At 72.4% G+C, this 18,395-nt stretch carries 19 protein-coding genes; 14 read left to right on the top strand and 5 right to left on the bottom strand.

Annotated features, from left to right (window positions below; translation table 11 throughout):
* The first annotated feature begins 11 nt into the window (after window positions 1-11).
* The 12 genes from AB0B48_RS07790 (at window position 12) to AB0B48_RS07735 (ending at window position 11,155) form a co-directional block, all read left to right on the top strand.
* Window positions 12-278: an acyl carrier protein gene (locus AB0B48_RS07790; RefSeq protein ID WP_355007995.1), complete on the top strand. Its 267-nt coding sequence runs from the start codon at window positions 12-14 to the stop codon at window positions 276-278.
* A complete protein-coding gene (locus AB0B48_RS07785) occupies window positions 278-523 on the top strand; it encodes an acyl carrier protein (protein WP_357197519.1) in 246 nt (81 codons plus the stop codon). The genes AB0B48_RS07790 and AB0B48_RS07785 overlap by 1 nt, the downstream gene beginning before the upstream one ends.
* Window positions 516-1,619: a beta-ketoacyl synthase N-terminal-like domain-containing protein gene (locus AB0B48_RS07780; protein WP_357197516.1), complete on the top strand. Its 1,104-nt coding sequence runs from the start codon at window positions 516-518 to the stop codon at window positions 1,617-1,619. The genes AB0B48_RS07785 and AB0B48_RS07780 overlap by 8 nt, the downstream gene beginning before the upstream one ends.
* Window positions 1,616-2,128 carry a beta-ketoacyl synthase chain length factor gene (locus AB0B48_RS07775; protein WP_357197513.1) on the top strand — a complete coding sequence of 171 codons (513 nt, stop codon included), beginning with the start codon at window positions 1,616-1,618 and terminating at the stop codon, window positions 2,126-2,128. The genes AB0B48_RS07780 and AB0B48_RS07775 overlap by 4 nt, the downstream gene beginning before the upstream one ends.
* On the top strand, window positions 2,125-3,741 hold the full coding sequence (locus AB0B48_RS07770) for a class I adenylate-forming enzyme family protein (protein ID WP_357197510.1): 1,617 nt from the start codon (window positions 2,125-2,127) through the stop codon (window positions 3,739-3,741). Before AB0B48_RS07775 ends, AB0B48_RS07770 begins: the two co-directional genes overlap by 4 nt.
* Window positions 3,738-4,976, top strand: coding sequence for a beta-ketoacyl-[acyl-carrier-protein] synthase family protein (locus AB0B48_RS07765; RefSeq protein ID WP_357197507.1), 1,239 nt, complete (start codon window positions 3,738-3,740; stop codon window positions 4,974-4,976). The genes AB0B48_RS07770 and AB0B48_RS07765 overlap by 4 nt, the downstream gene beginning before the upstream one ends.
* Window positions 4,977-5,051: 75 nt before the next feature.
* Window positions 5,052-6,143: a 4-hydroxyphenylpyruvate dioxygenase gene (gene hppD, locus AB0B48_RS07760; RefSeq protein ID WP_357197504.1), complete on the top strand. Its 1,092-nt coding sequence runs from the start codon at window positions 5,052-5,054 to the stop codon at window positions 6,141-6,143.
* On the top strand, window positions 6,140-7,069 hold the full coding sequence (locus tag AB0B48_RS07755; RefSeq protein ID WP_357197501.1) for a phytanoyl-CoA dioxygenase family protein: 930 nt from the start codon (window positions 6,140-6,142) through the stop codon (window positions 7,067-7,069). Before hppD ends, AB0B48_RS07755 begins: the two co-directional genes overlap by 4 nt.
* Before the next feature lies 1 nt (window position 7,070).
* The gene (locus AB0B48_RS07750) at window positions 7,071-7,862 is read left to right on the top strand and encodes a DUF3050 domain-containing protein (RefSeq protein ID WP_355008003.1); all 792 of its coding nucleotides are present in this window, start codon (window positions 7,071-7,073) and stop codon (window positions 7,860-7,862) included.
* Window positions 7,859-8,830: a thiamine pyrophosphate-dependent dehydrogenase E1 component subunit alpha gene (locus AB0B48_RS07745; RefSeq protein WP_357197497.1), complete on the top strand. Its 972-nt coding sequence runs from the start codon at window positions 7,859-7,861 to the stop codon at window positions 8,828-8,830. The genes AB0B48_RS07750 and AB0B48_RS07745 overlap by 4 nt, the downstream gene beginning before the upstream one ends.
* 1 nt (window position 8,831) lies before the next feature.
* Window positions 8,832-9,800: a transketolase C-terminal domain-containing protein gene (locus AB0B48_RS07740; protein WP_357197494.1), complete on the top strand. Its 969-nt coding sequence runs from the start codon at window positions 8,832-8,834 to the stop codon at window positions 9,798-9,800.
* The gene (locus AB0B48_RS07735; RefSeq protein WP_357197491.1) at window positions 9,797-11,155 is read left to right on the top strand and encodes a hypothetical protein; all 1,359 of its coding nucleotides are present in this window, start codon (window positions 9,797-9,799) and stop codon (window positions 11,153-11,155) included. The genes AB0B48_RS07740 and AB0B48_RS07735 overlap by 4 nt, the downstream gene beginning before the upstream one ends.
* Before the next feature lie 103 nt (window positions 11,156-11,258).
* Here AB0B48_RS07735 and AB0B48_RS07730 read toward each other — a convergent pair whose 3' ends face one another.
* Together AB0B48_RS07730 and AB0B48_RS07725 are read right to left on the bottom strand one after the other, a co-directional pair.
* Window positions 11,259-11,945, bottom strand: a complete 687-nt coding sequence (locus AB0B48_RS07730) for an SGNH/GDSL hydrolase family protein (protein ID WP_357197487.1) — start codon at window positions 11,943-11,945, stop codon at window positions 11,259-11,261.
* 39 nt (window positions 11,946-11,984) lie between these two features.
* Complete coding sequence (locus AB0B48_RS07725) at window positions 11,985-12,923, bottom strand: sialidase family protein (protein ID WP_357197485.1); 939 nt, start codon at window positions 12,921-12,923, stop codon at window positions 11,985-11,987.
* 221 nt (window positions 12,924-13,144) lie between these two features.
* Between AB0B48_RS07725 and AB0B48_RS07720 the strand changes: the two genes are divergently transcribed.
* Window positions 13,145-13,720 (top strand): hypothetical protein, encoded by a 576-nt coding sequence (locus AB0B48_RS07720; RefSeq protein ID WP_357197482.1) that lies wholly within the window; start codon window positions 13,145-13,147, stop codon window positions 13,718-13,720.
* Window positions 13,721-13,813: 93 nt separating this feature from the next.
* On the opposite strand, the gene AB0B48_RS07715 is transcribed toward AB0B48_RS07720, so the two are convergent.
* The 3 genes from AB0B48_RS07715 to AB0B48_RS07705 are packed head-to-tail and all read right to left on the bottom strand — an operon-like array spanning window position 13,814 to window position 16,802.
* On the bottom strand, window positions 13,814-13,975 hold the full coding sequence (locus AB0B48_RS07715) for a hypothetical protein (RefSeq protein ID WP_357197480.1): 162 nt from the start codon (window positions 13,973-13,975) through the stop codon (window positions 13,814-13,816).
* Window positions 13,976-14,016: 41 nt separating this feature from the next.
* The gene (locus AB0B48_RS07710) at window positions 14,017-15,240 is read right to left on the bottom strand and encodes an MFS transporter (protein ID WP_357197477.1); all 1,224 of its coding nucleotides are present in this window, start codon (window positions 15,238-15,240) and stop codon (window positions 14,017-14,019) included.
* Window positions 15,237-16,802 carry an AMP-binding protein gene (locus AB0B48_RS07705; protein ID WP_357197473.1) on the bottom strand — a complete coding sequence of 522 codons (1,566 nt, stop codon included), beginning with the start codon at window positions 16,800-16,802 and terminating at the stop codon, window positions 15,237-15,239. The genes AB0B48_RS07710 and AB0B48_RS07705 overlap by 4 nt, the downstream gene beginning before the upstream one ends.
* 313 nt (window positions 16,803-17,115) lie before the next feature.
* Between AB0B48_RS07705 and AB0B48_RS07700 the strand changes: the two genes are divergently transcribed.
* Window positions 17,116-18,395 (top strand): SGNH/GDSL hydrolase family protein (locus AB0B48_RS07700; protein ID WP_357197591.1); only part of this gene is annotated, 1,280 nt, incomplete at its 3' end.

Genomic DNA, 18,395 nt, shown 5'->3' with positions numbered 1-18,395 from the left:
AAAGGGTATCCATGAGAGCCGAGGTCCGCGCCTTCGTCGTCGAGCAGCTCGCCGACATGAACTACGACGTCGAGGGGCTCGACGACGACACCACGCTCGGCCCTTCCGGCGTCGACCTGGAGTCACTCGCCCTGGCCGACCTGTCCGTCCGGGTCGAGGACCGGTACGGCCTGACGTTCGCCGACGACGAGTCGGAGCAGCTCGCCCTGATGACGGTCGGCGAGTTCACCACAATGGTCGCCGATCGGGTCACCGAGGCGACGAGCGACAAGAGCTGATGGGCGGTCAGCCCGATCTGGGGCGAGCTGACCTGATGACCATGCTCGCCGAACTCACAGCGAAACCGGCTGCCGACGTGTCCGACCGGATCGGCTCGATGGAGCTTGCCTGGCTGGTGCACCTCGTCGAGCAGCGCTACGAACGCCGGCTCGACCTCACCGACGAGGAACTGGCCGGCATCCGCACAGTCGACGACGCCCTGGTGGTGTTCCAGGCGTCGCTGACCGCCTCCGCAGATGGTTGAGGCGCGCGTAGCCCAGCTCACCGGTGTGTACGCGGTCAGCGCCCTGGGGCGGGGCGCCGACGCGCAGCTCGCCGGGGTGTTGGCCGGCGTGCCGGCGTTCGGGCCGGTGGACCGATTCGACACCGCCTCCCGCCGGGTCACAGTGGCGGCCACCCTGCCCGAGGTCGCTACCCTCCCCGACGAGTTGGCCACCGCGATCGACGCGGCCTGCCGCGCGGCCGGTCTGAACCGCGCGCAGCGCGCCGGGTGTGCCCTGCTGCTCGCCGTGCACGGCGGCCCGGCCGTGGGCCCGACGCCGGCCGTGCTCGCCGGTCAGCTCGCCGCGCGATGTGGACTGTCCGGGCACACCCGGGTCTACACCAGCGCCTGCGTGTCGGCCAGCACGGCGGTGGCCGACGCCGCCGCCCGGATCACCCGGGATGATGTCGAGCGGGTCGTGGTCGCGGCCGGCTACCTGGTGGAGTCGGACCAGTACGCGCTCTTCGACGCCGGTCGCGCCCTCGCTGTCGACGGGGCGGTCCGCCCGTTCAGCGCCGGCCGTCGAGGGTTGCTGCTGGGCGACGGCGTGGCCGCGGTGGTGCTGGAGTCGAGCGCCGTCCGACGACGCGGTGTCGAACCGGTGGCCGCAGTGGTCGGTTGGGGGCGGGCCGGCGACGCGTTCCATCCCTGCCAGCCGGAGCCCGGCGGCACCGGGCTGGCCCGCGCTGTCGACGGCGCGCTGCGCCGGGCCGGGCTGCCACCGCAGTCCGTCGGCTACGTCAACGCCAACGCCACCGGTACCGCGCAGAGCGACGCCGCCGAGGCCGCCGCCCTGCGTCGGGCTCTCGGCGGTCATGCCGCCCAGGTCCCGATCAGCTCGACGAAGTCGGTGCACGGGCACGCGCTGGAGGCGTCCGGGTTGCTCGAACTGGTGGTCACCGCGCTCGCGCTGCGCCACGGCGACCTGCCGGTCAACGCCGGATGGCTGGGCCCCGACGAATCCTGCCCTCTGAACGTCGTCAAAGACAGTCCGCAAAGGACGGAGGCCACCCACGCCCTGACCCTCAACGCCGCCTTCGGTGGCGCCAACACCGCTCTCCTGGTCGGCGTCGGATGACCGGATCGCCGGGGGAGAGGGCTCGGGCTCTCTGGCCCGAGGGCGGGGACGTCGGGGGCACCGTGGCGGGGGTGCCGGGGTTTGTGCACTCGGACTTCGCGCCGGTGGTGGTGGCCGTCGCGGAACGGTGTCTGCGGCGGGGATACGGGTCGGCGGGAGTGCCCGCCGGGGTGCGGACGGGAATCGTGCTGGTCAGCGCCAGCGGTGATCTCGCCAGCGCTCGGCACGTACGGGCCACCGTCGAGGCCGGCGGGCGGGTCGGCCCGCTGTTCTTCTTCCAGTCCGTGCCCAACAGCGTCGCCGGGCACCTCGCGGCCCGCTGGAACCTGCGAGGACCGGTGGTCTGCCTCAGCCCGACCGGCGACCCGTACACCGACGGTGTCGCCGAGGCCGACCTGCTGCGCGACGACGGCGACACCGACGAGGTGTTGCTGATCCTGATCGAACAGGCACCCGACGGGCCGACCGAGGCGGTCGCGGTGCTGCTGGGGGGAGGAGCACGACCATGAGGACACGGGGACTGCGCGGCGCACTGGCCGCCGACACCGAACTGGGCGCGGGCAACGTCCTGGCCCGGGTGCTGGCGCACGGCGCCGACCCGGACGGGCCCGGCCTGACCTTCGACACCGCCGTCGACGGGCACCCCGCCGAGACGCCGCTGACGCTGGGCCGGCTCGATGAGCGGGTCGCCGCCCGCGCCGCCTGGCTGCACGAACAAGGAGTACGCCCCCGCGACCCGGTCGCCGTCTGGGCCACCGCCGCCGCCGACATGGTGCTCAGCTTCCTGGCGCTGGCCCGGCTCGGGGCGATCCCGGCGCTGATGAACGGCAAACTCCGCCCAGAGATCGCCGCCGAGTACATCCGCCGCCTGCGGGGCGTCGGTGTGCTGGCCGACGACGCGCACACCGCGCTGCTGGCCGGGCACGACCTCGGCGTACCCCTGCTAGGCACTCCCGCGCAGGCCGGCACGGGTGACCCGGCCGCGGCCCCGGCGCACTACCGGCACCACCCGGACGACCCGATCGTGATCACCCATACCTCCGGGACGACCGGGGTGCCCAAGGCGGTGCTGCACTCGCACGCCAGCCTTTTCGCGGCCACCCGGCACCTGCTCACCATGCCGCAGGCGCAGGGCACCACCCGGATCCTCAACGCGCTGCCCGCACCGCACACCGCGACGGTGCTGATGGTCAACCAGGCGCTGGGCAACCGCGCGCAGATCTTCCTGCTCTCCGAGCAGGGCGGCGAGCAGGTGCTGGACGCCATCCAACGCTGGCGCCCCGACGGGGTGTTCGGTTTCTCGGTCACCTGGGCGGAGTTGGCCCGCTTCGACCTGTCCGGGTACGACCTGGACTCGGTGCGGCTGTGGTTCAACACCGGCGACGCCTCGCACGAGCCGCACATCCGCCGGCTGGTCGCGGTCGGTTGGCGCGACACCATGACCCGCGACGGGGTGGCGAAGGTGCCCGGCTCGGTCTTCATCGACGGGTTGGGCTCCAGCGAGATGGGGCACTCGATGTTCCACATCACCCACCGCGCCGACACCGACCGGTACGGCCGCTGCATCGGCCGCCCGTACCGGTTCGCGAAGGTGGCGGTGCTCGACGCCGACGGTGAGCCGGTGCCGGTCGGCGAGGTGGGTTTCCTGGGCATCGACTCACCGTCGCTGTTCCGAGGCTACTGGAACGACTCGGTCACCACCTACCGCTTCCGCCAGCGCGGCTGGTACCTCACCGGTGACCTGGTGCGCGCCGACACCGACGGCCGCTACTACCACCTGGACCGGGCGGTGGACTCGGTCGACGCGGGTGACGGACGGCGGTTCTTCACCGCGCTGTCCGAGGAGCGCATCCTCGCGGACTGCCCGGACGTCACCGACTGCACCGTGGTGATCGTCGCCGAGGCCGGGGCGGTCGTCACCGACGTGCTGCTGGAGTTGGCCGCCGGCGCCGACGAGGCCGAGGACCGCACCGAGCGGGTCCGCGCCGCCCTCGGCCCGGACGTCGGCGCCACACTGCGTCGGGTCGTGCCGGTGCGCTCCGCCGACATCCCGGTCACCGTGACCGGGAAGGTCCGCAAGGTGGTCCTGCGCGAGCGCTACCTCACCGAGGCACGCTCATGACCGCGTTGATCACGGGGATGGGTCTGTTCACACCGGTCGGTCGGGGCGTCGAGGAAACCTTTGACGCGCTGACCACCGGCCGGTCCGGGCTGACCCGCCCGCCGGAGGGGCACCCGGCGAGCGAGTCGCTGGACGTCGCCGGCCTGCTGCCCGACATCGACCCACGTACCGTCGCGTCCGGGCCGGAGACCCGGGTGCTGGACCGGATCGTCGTCCTCGCCCTGCTCGCCGCCGCCGACGCTCTCACCGACGCCGGCATCGAGGTGGGCCGCGACGTCGACCCCGACCGGATCGGTGTGATCGTCGGTGGGGTCGGCGGGATGGCCACCCTGGAGTCGCAGGTGCTGGCCCGGGCGGCCCGGGGTCGGGCGGCGGTCAGCCCGTACCTGCTCACCGGGATCCTGCCGAACATGCCGGCGGCGCGGATCGCCATCGCGCACGGCATCCGCGGCTACAGCTCGTCGGTCGGCACGGCCTGCGCCTCCGGCGCCCAGGCGGTCGCCGACGGGGTGCGGCTCATCGCGACCGGCGAGGTCGACGTGGTGCTCTGCGGGGCCAGCGAGGCACCGCTCTTCCCGACCTTCGCCGACACCTTCGGCAACGCGCGGGCGTTGGCGCGCGCCGGCACCGACCCGGGCCGGGCGAGTCGGCCGTTCGACACCTCCCGCAGCGGGTTCGTCCTGTCCGAGGGCGCCGCGCTGCTGGTGCTCGAACGCGCCGAGCACGCCGCGGCCCGCGGCGTCGCCGGGTACGCGGAGGTGGCCGGTCACGGCGCGACGACGGACGCGTACCACCCGACCGCCCCCCGCCCGGACGGTGCCGGCGCGGCGGCGTGCATCCGCCGGGCGCTGCGCAGCGCCGGTGTGCCGGCGGCGGCGGTCGGATACGTCAACGCGCACGGCACCGGCACGAAGCTCGGTGACATCGCGGAGACCACGGCGCTGGCCGACGTCTTCGGCGTCGGCGGTGTGCCGGTCAGCTCCACCAAGGCGCTCACCGGTCACCTGCTCGGTGCCTCCGGGGCGCTGGAGGCGGCGGCCACCGCGTTGGCGCTCGGTCGGGGTCTGCTGCCGCCGACGTACCACCTCGACGATCCGGATCCGGCCTGCCCGGCGGACCACATCCGTGGCACGGCCCGCAAGACAGACCTGGAGTACGCCGTCACCAACTCGTTCGGGTTCGGCGGCCAGAACGTGAGCCTGCTGCTGGCGCGCGTCGCCGAGCCGAGGGGGTGATCGAGGCGGCATCCCGGGCGGGGTGTGCCCGGACGGCAACACAGGGGGAATCGGTTGGGAAGGGTTTCAGGCGACATGGACATCCGTGGTATCGACCACATCGAACTCTATGTGGGGGACGCCCGACAGGCGGCCTTCTACTTCAGCACCGCCGTCGGCTTCGAGATCTGTGGCCAGGGCGGTCCGGAGACCGGGCTGGCGGGGCAGCGCTCACTGCTGCTCTGCCACGGCGACATCCGGTTGCTGCTCACCTCCGGGCTGAGCGCCGAGCATCCGGCGTCGCGGTACGTGCAACGCCACGGTGACGGCATCGGGGTCGTCGCCGTCGAGGTCGACGACGTGCCGGCCGCGTACGCCGAGCTGGTGGGTCGGGGCGCGACAGGGGTGACGCCGCCGACCACCCGCACCAGCGCGGACGCCGAGGTGGTGATCGCCGAGGTGGACGGCTTCGCCGACGTGCGGCACCGGCTGGTGCAGCGCCGGGGCGAGGGGAGCGAGTTCCTGCCCGGCGCCATCACCGCGGCGGCGTCCACGACGGACGGCCACCCGCCGGTGCTCGCCGAGATCGACCACCTGGCGGTCTGCGTGCCGCCCGGCCAGCTCGACGAGACGGTCCGGCACTTCGAGGCGCTGTTCGACTTCGCGCAGATCTTCGAGGAGCACATCGAGGTCGACGGACAGGGCATGAACTCCAAGGTGGTGCAGAGCCCGTCCGGGCGGGTCACTGTGGTGCTGCTCGAACCGGACCGCAACCGGCGACCCGGGCAGATCGACGCGTTCCTCGACCAGCACGCCGGTGGGGGAGTGCAGCACCTGGGGCTGCGCACCGACGACATCGTCGGCGCGGTCGAGGCGCTGGGCCGGCGCGGGGTGCGCTTCGCCGGCACCCCTGCCAGCTACTACGACGCCCTGGAGGCGCGGGTCGGTCGGGTCGACGCCCCACTGCACCGGCTGCGCGAGCTGGGTGTGCTCGTCGACTCCGACCACGACGGCCAGCTGCTGCAGATCTTCGCCGAGTCGATGCACGTGCGTCGCACGCTCTTCCTGGAGTTGATCGAGCGGCGCGGCGCGCGCGGCTTCGGCAGCGGCAACATCAAGGCCCTCTACGAGGCCAAGGAGCGGGAACTGGCCACTGCGGTGGCCACACCACAGGGGGTGGGGGCATGACCGCGACGGAGTACGAGCCGACGTTGACCGCCGAGGAGCAGGCGCTGCTGCCGTCCGACGACGACGTGCGGCACTACGCCGAGCACGGCTGGTACCTGTCGAAGAAGGTGTTCACCGACGACGAGGTGGACGCCCTCGCCGCTGCCACGCAGCGCTACTACGACGGGGAGCGGGACCGGCGGCTGCCGGTACGCCCACCGAAGCTGGCCTACTGGGAGCCCTCCAAGGGGCCGGTGCAGCGGCACAACGACTACGTCCACCACGAGCACGACGGGCTCGGCGCGATTCTGCGCAAACCGCTGCTCGGCGCGGTCGCCGCCCGGCTCGCCCGAGCCGACGAGATCCGGGTCTTCCAGTCCACGCTGATCTACAAGCCGCCGATCTCCGGCGAGCCGAGCAACATCGTGCCCTGGCACTTCGACAAGCACTACTGGGCGTCCTCGTCGTCGGAGAAGATGCTGACCGCGTTCATCCCCTTCCACGACTGCGGGGAGGAGATGGGCACCATCACGATGGTCGACGGTTCGCACCGGTGGAAGGAGATCGGCGCGGACGACACGGTGGTGCGGCACTTCGCCGACCGGGACCGCAGCCAGCTGGAGGAGATGCTGGCCGAGAACGCCGCGTACAACGGCGCGGAGATCCGCAAGATCCCGATGGTGATCCCCAAGGGACACGTGAGTTTCCACCACTGCCGCACCTACCACGGCAGTGGCCCCAACGTCAGCGGTCGCCCCCGACAGGCGATCTCGCTGCATTTGCAGGACGGCGACAACGCCTGGCGGGAGTATCCGCTCTCCGACGGCACATTCGCCTCGTACAACCACGACGTGCTGGTCCGCCGCACCCACGACGGGCGGCCGGACTACGCGGACCCCGATTACTGCCCGGTCATCTGGCGCCACCGCGCCCAGCAGGGAGGCTGACATGTCACGGTACGACTGGGGTAAGACGCACCCGGGCATCGAGCGGTTGGAGCGGGCGGTGACCGACCGGCGCGACGCCGTGGTCAAGCACCCGCTCTACGCCAACCTCGACACCCACGACGCGCTGGTCACCTTCATGCAGCACCACGTCTTCGCGGTGTGGGACTTCATGTCCCTGCTGAAGTCGCTGCAACGGCAACTGACCTGTGTCACGGTGCCGTGGATCCCGACCGGCCCGACCGGCAGCCGCCGCCTCATCAACGACATAGTCATGGTCGAGGAGAGCGACGAGCTGGGCGGTGGCTACATCAGCCACTTCGAGCTGTACGTGCGGGGCATGGCCGAGGCCGGCGCGGACACCACGGCGGTGAACGCGCTCATCGACCTGCTGCGCGCCGGCCGACCCGTCACCGAGGCGCTCGCCGAGGCCGGGGTGCCGGCCGCGTCGGCGAGGTTCGCCGCGACCACCTGGCAGATCATCGAGTCCACCCCGGTGCACTGCCAGGCGGCGGCGTTCGCGTTCGGCCGGGAGGACCTGATCCCGGACATGTTCACCCAGGTCGTCTCGGTCAACGAGGTCAGCAACCGGCTGCACACCTTCGTCGACTACCTGGAGCGGCACATCGAGGTCGACGGCGAACAGCACACCCCGATGGCCATGCAGATGCTCGCCGACCTGTGCGGCGACGACGACACCAAGTGGCAGGAGTGCGCCGACACCGTCAACACCGCCCTCGCCGCCCGGGCACGGCTCTGGGACGACATCCTGGCCGCCATCAAGGGGCCCGTGTGACCGACGCCGACCCGGTCCGGCTCTACCGCACGGTCCGGCTGATCCGCCGGTTCGAGGAACGGGCGGTGGAGATGGTCCACGGCGGGCAGATCGTCGGCGGCATCCACCCGTACCTCGGTCAGGAGGGGATCGCCGCCGGCGTCTGCGCCGCGCTGGGCGCCGACGACGTGCTCGCCGGCACCCACCGTGGGCACGGGCACGTCCTGGCCCGCGGGGCCGACCCGGCCCGGATGCTCGCCGAGCTGTGCGGCCGGGTCACCGGCCTCAACGCCGGCCGGGGCGGTTCGATGCACGCCGCCGACCTGAGCATCGGCGTGCTCGGGGCCAACGCGATCGTCGGCGCATCGGGGGCGATCATCACGGGTGCGGTCTGGGCCCACCGCCGCCGGGGCCGCGACACCGTCGGGGTGAGCTTCTTCGGCGACGGCGCGGTCAACGAGGGGATGCTGCTGGAGGCGTTGAACCTGGCCGCGCTCTGGCGGGTGCCGGTGCTGTTCGTCTGCGAGAACAACGGTTACGCGACCACCATGCCGGTGGCCGGCGCGGTGGCCGGCAGCATCGCCGGCCGGGCCGCCGCGTTCGACATCCCGGCCGTCCAGGTCGACGGCCAGGACCCCGAGACGGTACGCGTCGCCGCGTGCGCCGCCGTCGACCGGATGCGCGCCGGCGGCGGCCCCGAGCTGATCGAGGCCCGGACCTACCGCTTCGACGTGCACCACACCTTCGAACACGCGGTACGCCTCGACTACCGGCCCCCCGACGAGGTGACCCGTGGTCGGGCCCGGGACCCGGTGCGCATCCAGGGTGAACGCCTCACCGACACCGACCGCGCCGCCGTGGACGCCGAGGTCGAGGCGACCCTCGACGCGGCGGTGCGGTTCGCCCTGAACAGCCCGCAACCCGACCCGGCCGACGCGTTGACCTACCTGTACGCCAGCGGCCTGACCGCCCGCACCGGAGGTGGCTGAGGTGCCCCGACTGTCGTACCGCCGGGCGCTGACGAGGGCCCTCGGCGACGAGTTGGCCCGCGACGAGGCGGTGTTCCTGCTCGGCGAGGACGTCCAGGTCGGGGCGTCGCTGGTGACCACCGGGCTGGCCAAGCGGTTCGGCACCGAACGGGTCCGCGACACCCCCCTGTCGGAGCAGGCGTTCACCAGCTTCGCCACCGGGGCGGCGCTGGCCGGGCTGCGCCCGGTGATCGAGTTCCAGATCCCATCGTTGCTGTTCCTGGTCTTCGAACAGATCGTCAACCACGCGCACAAGTTCCCGTTGATGACCGGCGGGCAGTGCCGTGTCCCCGTCACCTACCTGGTGCCCGGATCCGGCTCGCGTACCGGGTGGGCCGGGCAGCACTCCGACCACCCGTACAGCCTCTTCGCCCACGTCGGCGTGGTCACCGTCGTACCCGCCACCCCGGCCGACGCGTACGGGCTGCTGGTCACCGCGATCCGCCACGACGACCCGGTGGTGGTGTTCGCCCCGGCCGGCGCGATGGACGTGCGTGACGACGTCGACGACCTGACGCCGGTGCCGCTGGGCCGCGGGCGGATCCACCGTTTCGGCGACGACGTGACAGTGGTCGCGATCGGGCACCTGGTGCACGACGCGCTGGCCGTCGCCGAGGAGCTGGCCGACCAGGTCTCGGTGGAGGTGTTCGACCCGCGCACCCTGTACCCGTTCGACATCGACGGTCTCACCGAGTCGGTGGCCCGCACCGGACGCCTCGTGGTGCTCGACGACGGCAACCGTTCCTGCGGCATGGCCGCCGAGATCATCACCTCGGTGGTGGAGCGGGTCCGGCTGCTCGCCCCGCCGCGCCGGGTCACCCGCCCGGACGGGGCGGTGCTGCCGTTCGCCCCGGCACTGGACCGGGCCGTCCAGCCCGGCCGCGACCAGCTCGCCACCGCGATCCACCTCACGATGAAGGACGGCTCATGACTGATCCGCACTACCCGTGGCCGGCGGCCGACCGGGCCTGGAGCGACCTGCCGGAGCCGGCCCGTCGAGCCATGGTGGCGAGCGGGGCGGCGGCCTGGGAGCAGGTCTTCCACGGTCGGGCGACGTACAACAAGCAGTGGCGGTTGGCCCGGCCCCCGGTGCTCACCGCCGACGCCTGGCGGCAGCTCAACGAGGTCTGCGACCGGCTGGCCCAGCTCATCCTCGACGCCTGCCGCCGTCGGGCCGACACCGCCGGTGAGCTGCGCCGGCTGCTCGGCGTACCGGCGGGGGAGACCCGGCTGCTGGACGAGGCCGAGCCGCTGACCGAGGCGCTGCTGGCCGCGTACCGCCCGGACGTCATCTTCTCCGCCGGCGTGCCGAAGTTCGTCGAGTACAACATCGACAGCAGCCTCGGTGGCGGGTTCGACGCCGACACCGTCATCCAGCGGTACGAGGGCCTCTACCGGGAGCACGGCATCCTCGACGACCTGCCGGTGCGGGCCGCGCCGTCGCTGCTGGATCAGCGGTTCGTGGCGATCCGTGAGGAGCTGCGGCTGCCCGAGGGCGCTCGGGTGGCGCTGTTGATGGACTTCGACGGCGACTACCCGGGCCTCGACGACCCGCAGACGTTCATCCGGATCCTCGACCCCCTCGCCGTACGGGCCCGGGACTTCGGCATCGACCTGGTCATCGCCCCGGTCGCCACCGCCACACTGGACGCCGACAGCCGCCTGGTCGTCGACGGCGCACCTGTCGACGCGCTGTTCCGGCTGTTCGTGCCCAACCGGGTCACTCCGACCGCCGGTCTGGACGCGGTGGCCGTGGCCCTCGCCGCCGGCACCCTACCGATGTTCGTGTCGGCGGCAGCCTGGCTGCTCGGTAACAAGACCACGTTCGGTTGGCTGTGGGAGGACGTGGACGGGCTGCCCGCCGACGACCAGGCACTGATCCGCCGGCACGTGCCGTACACGGTGCCGTTGACCGCAGCGGTGCTCGACCGGGCCATCGCCGAGCAGGCCACGCTGGTGGCGAAGCCGGCCGACGGTTCGGCCGGGCACGGTGTCCTGCTCGGCCCGGAGCTGAGCGCCGCGGACTGGGCCGACGGTGTGCGGGCCGCCGTCGAGCAGGGCGGTGCCATCCTCCAGGAGTACCTGCCGACCGACCGGGTGTCGATGGACTTCGTCCAGATCGAGACGGGTGAGACGGTCACCGCCGACGTCCCGTACTCCCTGGCCCCGTACCTGTTCGGCCGGCACGCCTCCGGCGGCCTGGCCCGGGTCGGCTACCCCGGCTGCGACGGCATCCTCAACCTGGCCCACGGCGTCCTCCTGACCGGAATCCTCCTGAGCGACTGAAGACCCGGCCCCACCCTCACCCGCGGTGATCATGAAGTTATTGCCCCGCGCTGCGGCGTGTCGTGGCAATAACTTCATGATCAACAGGTGGGTAGGGGTGGGGTCAGGGAATGCGGGGGGTGCGGTGGGGGGAGAGGACGCGCAGGGTTTCGGCCGTGGCTATGGCGTCGCTGCGGGCGCTGCCGTGGCGGCCGTCGGTGCTGTAGAGGCTGGGATCGGCCGTCAGGGGATGGTCGGTCAGGTGCACGTGGATCGTGTTCAGTCGCTCGGCCAGCTTTGCCGTGTGGGCCGACAGGCGGCGCATCCTGTCGCCCAGGCCGGGCCGGAGGTGCGCGGGCACCGCCGGGCTGTGTGAGACGTCGAACATGCCCACTGTGATCACGTCGGCGCCCACCTCGCGCAGCGCGACGATCATCGCGGTCAGCTCGGCGTCCACCGCCTCCGCGTCGTACGCCGGGTGAAAGGCGTCGTTGCCGCCGCAGACGACAAGCGCCAGGTCCGGTGCGAAGGCCAGCGCCGGGCCGAGCTGGGTGGCCCGCACCTGGTGCGCGCGCAGCCCGCGTCGACCCAGATTCCGGTACGCCAGTTCGGGGCGCACGGCGGTCAGCTCGGCGGCGACCCGGTCGACCCACTGCACGTCCGGGTAGCCCGGTGTCGGCTCACACATGCCCTCCACGACGCTGTCGCCGAGCGCCACGAACCGCCGCCACCGGTGCCCGTTCAGCAACTCGGTGGCCTCCCCGGGGCGCAGACAGTACGGGTCCGTCGATTCGGTGAGCGTCGATGGCATGCCGGCACGCTAGCCGACCGCCGGGCTGCCGGGCCAGGCTCAGCCGGTCAGCCTGACCTCGGCCAGGTAGACACAGGTCTTCCCCTCGTGTGACGAGTAGTAGCTCACCAACAGCAGGTCGTCGTGCCAGACCAGCCCGGGGTAGCTGGTGTCGCCACGGGACGGCAGCGCGACCAGTTCGGTCAGCTCGCCCCGGTCCGCATCGACGACGCAGATCGCGGTGCGGACCTCGCCGTCGTGCAGGCGCACCCCGGCCAGCAGCAGCCCGTCGGGCAGTCGGAGCAGCGCCGGCCCGCCCACCTGGACACCCAGATCCGTCCAGGTCCAGTCCCGGTACGGCGGCACGGCCCGGCCGAGCTGCGCGCTCGCGGTGGCCGCGTCCCGCCGCAGCAGGCACAGGGCGGTACCGTCCGGCGCGAAGACCAGGCCGGACTCGTTGGGGTACCCGTCAGCGAACAGCGTCGGCACCCACTGCCGCAGGTCGACCCCGTCCGTGCTGCGGTAGAGCCGGGCGAACCTCGGCTCCCGGGTGGCGTAGCCGACGCCGTACATCGCGTCGTCGTGCCAGGCCGCCCGCCACACCCAGACGCCCGGCTCGCCCACCGGGGTCGGATCACCCCAGGTGTGCCCGTCGGTGCTGAGCCAGGTCACCGTCTGGAACGTCTTGCTGGCCGCGCCGGTGGCGGCCGCCGCGAGCAGTTGCAGCCGCCCGTCGGGGCGCGCCACGAAACGGGGATCACGCAGGTCGGCACCGGGCTGCGCGATGACCGTCGCGGAGGTCCAGGACCGGCCGTCGCTCGACGTCAGTACCCGGATCACGCCGTCGTCGCTGAGGTGCGTGCGAGCCTCCCGGAAGGCGCAGAACCAGCTTCCGGCGTACCGGACGAGGTCGGTGAACGCGCTGTGCGGCGCGCTGTCGCCGATCCGGCGCACGGCGACGACCTCCGCGGTGCGGCGGCGGGTGGGTGACGACGTCATACGCGGCGGCCTCCAGGTGCGGTGACGACCGTAGACGCTAGTCAGCCGTCGCCGACGCCCACGCGACCAGCAACCGAACGTCCGACGAACAACGCGCGGGCGCTGTCGGATCGGCGTCGTTGGCGCGACGAGATCGGCGCGCTGGGACGGGATGTTGGCACCCACCGCCCACCATGGGTGGTGGGTCGACCACGGGATCCGTCGGCGAGGGAGGTGACCGGATGCTCGGTTCGTTGCTTCAGGCTCTCGCGACGAAACTGGTCGAGGAGATCCTCAAGCTCCTGGTGCAGTGGTTGGCGCCGAAGGCGCTGCGGTCGGTGCCGCACCGCGCCTCGCCGAACTGCCCACGCTGCGGCGGGTACGGGGTCCGCCGCTGGGCGCCGGGCGGCATGTGGATGTTCCTGCCGTCCCTGCTGACCTTCGCCTGGGGTTTCGGGTTCACACTGCTCGGTGTGCCGGTGGTCGTGCTCGCTGTGGTCGCCGAGTTGGTCTCCGACGGCCTCGGCGGAGTGCCGACCGCGCTGCTCGCGCCGCTCGGTCTGCTGGTCCCCGTCGCGCTGATGATCGCGGGCGCGTTCGGCCTCGCCCACTACCACAGCTACCCGCCGAAGTGGTGCGCCCGCTGTCACGGCCGGTGGCCGCGCCGGGACCGGGACGAATACCTCCGCGCGTCGGCGCCGGTACTGACCTGCGGCTGCGGTCAGCGGCTCCGGGTGCCCCGGGCGGCAGCCGGGACGCGGCTGCGCTGCCCGCGCTGCCGTACCGAGCACGCCACCCGGGCCCCGGCCGACCGGTGACGGTTCAGCGGTGCGCGTGGTGCTCGGTGAGGAGTTCGCTGAGCACGCGCGCGGCCCACTCGGCCTTCGCCGGGTCCTGATCATCCAGGGTGATCAGCGCCTTCCACAGCGCCCAGCCCCGGCCCGAGCCCAGCTGGCGTCGTCGAGACCGAGCGCGGCGCGGAAGGCGGCCCGGCTGGGGCCGTGCAGCAGGGTCCAGGCGATCACGGTGTCGCAGTCGGTCACTGGCACGCCGTAGGTGGGCTGTCCGTTCATCTGCCCGAGCCTGTGGCAGCCGGGCCGGACCCGCAACGGGTTTACCGGGTGGTGGCGGGAGTGGGCCGCACCGGTGTCTCCGGGCCGGAGGCCCTGCTCAGCAGCGGGTACGCGGTCACCACCAGGCACGCCGCCGCCATGGTCAGCAGGGCCGGGGTGAATCCCAGGGCGTCCACCGACCAGCCGCCGAGCAGCGCGCCGACCGGCAGACCGACGAACGCCAACGAACCGGCGATGCCGATCACCCGGGTCTGCAACTCCGGCGGCACCCGCTCGTAGAGCGCCACCCCGAGCAGCGGGTTGACCGCCGCGATGCCGATTCCGGACAGGAACGTCACCACGAGCACCACCGGCAGTTCGTCGCTGATCGCCAGCGCCACCAACCGGGGCGTGCCGGCGACCAGCGCGCCGACCAGGAACGTCAGCCGCCGGGGCAGCCGGGGCCCGAGCGCGGTGAACACCAGGTTGCCCAGCAGCGCGCCCGCCGAGAACGCCGCCAACACCAGACCGAGGCCGCTCGGGCCGGGAAGCTCCCGGGCGACCCAGACCGGGATGTAGACGGCCACGCTGGCGTTGGCCACCATGTTCAGCGCCGAGATGACGGCGAGCATGCCGAGCAACGGCCGGTCCCGGCCCAGGTAATTGAAGCCACCCCGCAGGGCGCGCAGGTAACTCTCCGGCTGGGTGGGTTGCGTCGGGGCGGCCGGCGGGCGGACCAGGACGCCGATGAGCAGCGCGCAGACCCCGAAGCTGGCCGCGTCGATGAGGATCGCCTCGGTCACCCCGAAGACGGCGATCAGCAGGCCGCCCACCGCGGCGCCGAACAGTGTCACCACCCGGCTGAGCCCGTCGTACGCGGAGGTCAGGCGGATCAGCGGCACTCCGGCGGCCTCCGCGGCCGGCCGGAACATCACGTGCTTCACCCGGTCCCCGATGCCCCGCAGCGCGCCGGCCACCGCGACGAGCGCCACCAGCGGGACGAAGCCCAACCACGGGGTCAGCGCCACGACGACCATCACCACCGCGCTGCCCGCGTCGCAGAGGATCGAGGTACGGCGCAGGCCGATCCGGTCCGCCCAGGGTGTGCCCAACGCGCTGGACAGTAGGTACGGCAGGGTCTCGGCGAACGCGACCAGTCCCATCTTGGTGGGGCTGCCGGTGGTGACAAGCACCAGCCACGGAATGGTCACCACCGAGATGCGGGTGCCCAGGTTGGAGATCAGGTCCGCGCTGACCAGGACGACCAGTTGCCGGCGGGGGGTCACGCCCCGACCGCCGCCGCCCGACGGGCCGCGTACCGTGCGCGCAGCGCCCGCTTGTCCACCTTCATCGACCGGTTGACCGGCAGCCGGTCGAGGACCTCCACAGCGGCCGGCGCCCACATCTCGTTGAGTTCGACGGTCACCAGGTCGATCAGCTCCGCCCCGGTGACCGTCGCGCCCGGCCCGAGCACCACGTACGCGTGCGGCACCTCGCCGACCGTCTCGTCCGGCACGCCGATGACGGCGGCGGCCCGTACCTGGGGGTGCCCGACCAGCACGTCCTCGATGGGACGGCAGAAGATCGCCCAGTTCCGGCGATGCGTGACGATCATGTCGTGTGCCCGGTCGACGAGGTAGAGGTAGCCGTCGTCGTCGAGGTGGCCGATGTCGCGGGTCCGCACCCACCCGTCGACGAGCGTCTGCGCGGTCAGCTCCGGCTGACCGTGGTAGCCGGCGAAGCTCAGTCGGGTCCGTACCCACACCTCGCCGTCGCGGCCCGTCGGCAGCACCGCGCCGTCGTCATCGCGGATCTCAATGTGGACGTCGCCGTAGGGCCTCCCGCAGGAGCGCAACCGTTCCGGGTGCTCCGGATCGTCGGTCAGCCCGGGCAGCGCGGTGATCACGACCGCCTCGCTGAGGCCGTACACGATGCGCAGCACCGGGCCGAACCGGGCGATGGCCTGGCGCAGCCGGGCGGGCGCGGCGGGCCCGGCGCCCACGTTGAACATGAACATGGCGGAGAAGTCCGCGCCGACCAGCGCCGGGTGGTCCAGCACCTCGTAGAGCATCGGCGGCGTGACGAAGGTCGAGTTGATCCGCTCCCGTTGCACGGTGTCCACGAAGGCCACCGGGTCCCAGTCGTCGCGCAGGAACAGCACCCCGCCGGTGAACAGGTTGAACAGCGTGGTGATCTGCCCGCTGGCCAGCCACATCGGCGAGTGCGACAGGTGCCGCAGCAACGGGAACCCGGCGGCGCGGAAGTCGGCGGCCAGGGCGAGGATCTGGGCGTAGAAGCTCTCCCGGTGGTGCACCAGCTTCGGGCTGCCGGTGGTGCCGCTGGTTTGCAGGAACGACTCGGGCGCCGGCACCGACGCCGGCAGGCCCGTCCCGTCGGCGTCGGCGTCGGCCGTGAGATCGGGCCCGGTGCCGCCCGAGCCCAGACAGCACACCGGTGTGCCGGGCAGCGCGGCGGCCAGCTCCGGGCCCAGACTGGTCCGGTCCCGGGCGTCGTAGACCAGGGCGTCCGGGCGGGCCAACCGGATGAACTCGTCGACCTCCCGGCGCGCGGTCACCGGGGCGACCCACATCGTCCGGCAGCCGAGCAGATGCAGGGCGAGCTGTAGCAGCGGACCCTCCACCGCGTTCGCGACTGTCACCAGCACCGCCGACCCGGGCCGTACGCCGTGCCGGGTCACCGTCGCGGCCATCGCCCGGACCAGCGCGGCGGCCTCGGTGTAGGTGAGTCGGCGGTCGGCGCCGACAAGCGCCTCCCGGTCGCCGAACTCGGCGAAGAGGTCCAACACCCTGTCCACGTAGGTAGTGGTGTGCCCGGGTCCGTCAGTCATCCGGCAGCCCCCATCTGAGAAAAGCGGCGGTCCCCGGGCAGTTCCCGGTGACGACGCGACGGTGGCGCGGTTGGCGACCGCACCGCCGCCGCCTGGAAGCCTAGGCGCGAGACGGCTGGTCGGAACCGTGCCGACGGGCGATCCGAACGGCCCGCCGGACATTTGATCGCGTCGATCAGGTTGATTGACGCCCGTCAGCGGCGGCGGCTAGGTTTCTGGACCATCGTCCAGGCGGGCGCCGTCAGCGGACGGCCCTGGGCTGCCCCACGATGGAGGTTCCATGGCAACGGCAACCCCGAAGAGATGGCCTGTCATCGCCGCTGCGGCCGCGCTGTTGGTCGCCGGCGCACCCGCCGTCGTCGCCAGCGCCGGTCCGTCCGGCACCGCCGCCGGCCGACCCGACTCCCGCGCCGAGTGGGCGGGCAGTTGGGCCACCGCGGTCACCCGGGGCAACTCGGTCGGGCTGACGAACACCGGCCTCAACAACCAGAGCGTCCGGATGATCGTGCACGTCTCCGTGGGCGGCCCGGCGCTGCGGGTCCGCCTGAGCAACCTCTACGGCGAGCAGGCGGTCACCGTCGGTCGTGCCACCGTCGCCCGGCCGAACACCGCGACACCGGACGACCTCTCCGACATCGACGCGGCCTCGGTACGTCCGTTGAGTTTCACCGGTGCGACCACGGCGACAATGAACCGGGGCGCCGAACTGCTCAGCGACCCGCTGGCCTTCCCGGTCGCTGACGACAGCGACCTGGTGGTCACAGTGCACTTCCCGACGCCGACCGGCCCGACCACGTTCCACGGGCAGTCCCAGCAGGCCAATTTCATCGGCGCCGGGGATCTGACCGGGGCGGCCGAGGGCACCGGCTTCACCACCCGTCCCACCTGCTGCTGGTTCTTCCTCTCCGGCGTCGACGTGCAACGCAAGGGCAGCCCCGGCGCGCTGGTCGTGCTCAGCGACTCCATCGGTGACGGCAACGGCAGCACCGTCAACGCCAACCGGCGTTGGCCCGACCTGCTCTCCGACCGGTTGCTCGCCGACCGGCCGGACAAGCGCACCCCGGGTGTGCTCAACCTGAGCCTGGCCGGCAACCGGCTCAACCACGAGGGCACCGAGCCGGGCGACGGCAACTATCCGGGCTACTACCAGCTCGGCCCGAACGCCGCGGCCCGGCTCAACGAGGACGTGTTCCCGCAGACCGGTGTGCGTACCGTCGTCACCCACCTGGGCATCAACGACATCTGGATGTCGAACGACTCACCCGAGGCGATCATCGGCACGCTGCGGCAGATCAACCAGCAGCTCCGGCAGCGCGGGCTGACCAGTCTGGTGGCCACGCTGACCCCGTACGAGGGGCACGGAGCGCCGGGTGTGTGGACGCCGCAGAAGGAGGCCACCCGCCAGGCGGTGAACGCGTACCTGCGCGGCAGCAGGGAGTTCGACGGGCTGCTCGACTTCGACCGGGTGCTGCGCGACCCGGCCCGGCCCAGCCAGTTGCTGCCCGCGTACGACTCGGGGGACCACATCCACCCGAACGACGCCGGCAACCAGGCGTTGGCAGACGCCGTGCCGCTGCGGCTGCTCGACCTGTG

Origin of the sequence: Micromonospora sp. NPDC049089 (assembly GCF_040648775.1) — a bacterium.
In the GTDB taxonomy this organism is placed as follows: Bacteria; Actinomycetota; Actinomycetes; order Mycobacteriales; family Micromonosporaceae; genus Micromonospora.
This window is presented reverse-complemented; position numbering and strand designations above follow the sequence as displayed.

Excerpts from the sequence above, each read along its gene's own strand:
- AB0B48_RS07790 (WP_355007995.1), top strand. The coding sequence starts at position 12 with ATGAGAGCCGAGGTCCGCGCCTTCGTCGTCGAGCAGCTCGCCGACATG.
- AB0B48_RS07785 (WP_357197519.1), top strand. The coding sequence starts at position 278 with ATGGGCGGTCAGCCCGATCTGGGGCGAGCTGACCTGATGACCATGCTC.
- AB0B48_RS07780 (WP_357197516.1), top strand. The coding sequence starts at position 516 with ATGGTTGAGGCGCGCGTAGCCCAGCTCACCGGTGTGTACGCGGTCAGC.
- AB0B48_RS07775 (WP_357197513.1), top strand. The coding sequence starts at position 1,616 with ATGACCGGATCGCCGGGGGAGAGGGCTCGGGCTCTCTGGCCCGAGGGC.
- AB0B48_RS07770 (WP_357197510.1), top strand. The coding sequence starts at position 2,125 with ATGAGGACACGGGGACTGCGCGGCGCACTGGCCGCCGACACCGAACTG.
- AB0B48_RS07765 (WP_357197507.1), top strand. The coding sequence starts at position 3,738 with ATGACCGCGTTGATCACGGGGATGGGTCTGTTCACACCGGTCGGTCGG.
- hppD (WP_357197504.1), top strand. The coding sequence starts at position 5,052 with ATGGACATCCGTGGTATCGACCACATCGAACTCTATGTGGGGGACGCC.
- AB0B48_RS07755 (WP_357197501.1), top strand. The coding sequence starts at position 6,140 with ATGACCGCGACGGAGTACGAGCCGACGTTGACCGCCGAGGAGCAGGCG.
- AB0B48_RS07750 (WP_355008003.1), top strand. The coding sequence starts at position 7,071 with ATGTCACGGTACGACTGGGGTAAGACGCACCCGGGCATCGAGCGGTTG.
- AB0B48_RS07735 (WP_357197491.1), top strand. The coding sequence starts at position 9,797 with ATGACTGATCCGCACTACCCGTGGCCGGCGGCCGACCGGGCCTGGAGC.
- AB0B48_RS07730 (WP_357197487.1), bottom strand. The coding sequence starts at position 11,945 with ATGCCATCGACGCTCACCGAATCGACGGACCCGTACTGTCTGCGCCCC.
- AB0B48_RS07725 (WP_357197485.1), bottom strand. The coding sequence starts at position 12,923 with ATGACGTCGTCACCCACCCGCCGCCGCACCGCGGAGGTCGTCGCCGTG.
- AB0B48_RS07720 (WP_357197482.1), top strand. The coding sequence starts at position 13,145 with ATGCTCGGTTCGTTGCTTCAGGCTCTCGCGACGAAACTGGTCGAGGAG.
- AB0B48_RS07715 (WP_357197480.1), bottom strand. The coding sequence starts at position 13,975 with ATGAACGGACAGCCCACCTACGGCGTGCCAGTGACCGACTGCGACACC.
- AB0B48_RS07705 (WP_357197473.1), bottom strand. The coding sequence starts at position 16,802 with ATGACTGACGGACCCGGGCACACCACTACCTACGTGGACAGGGTGTTG.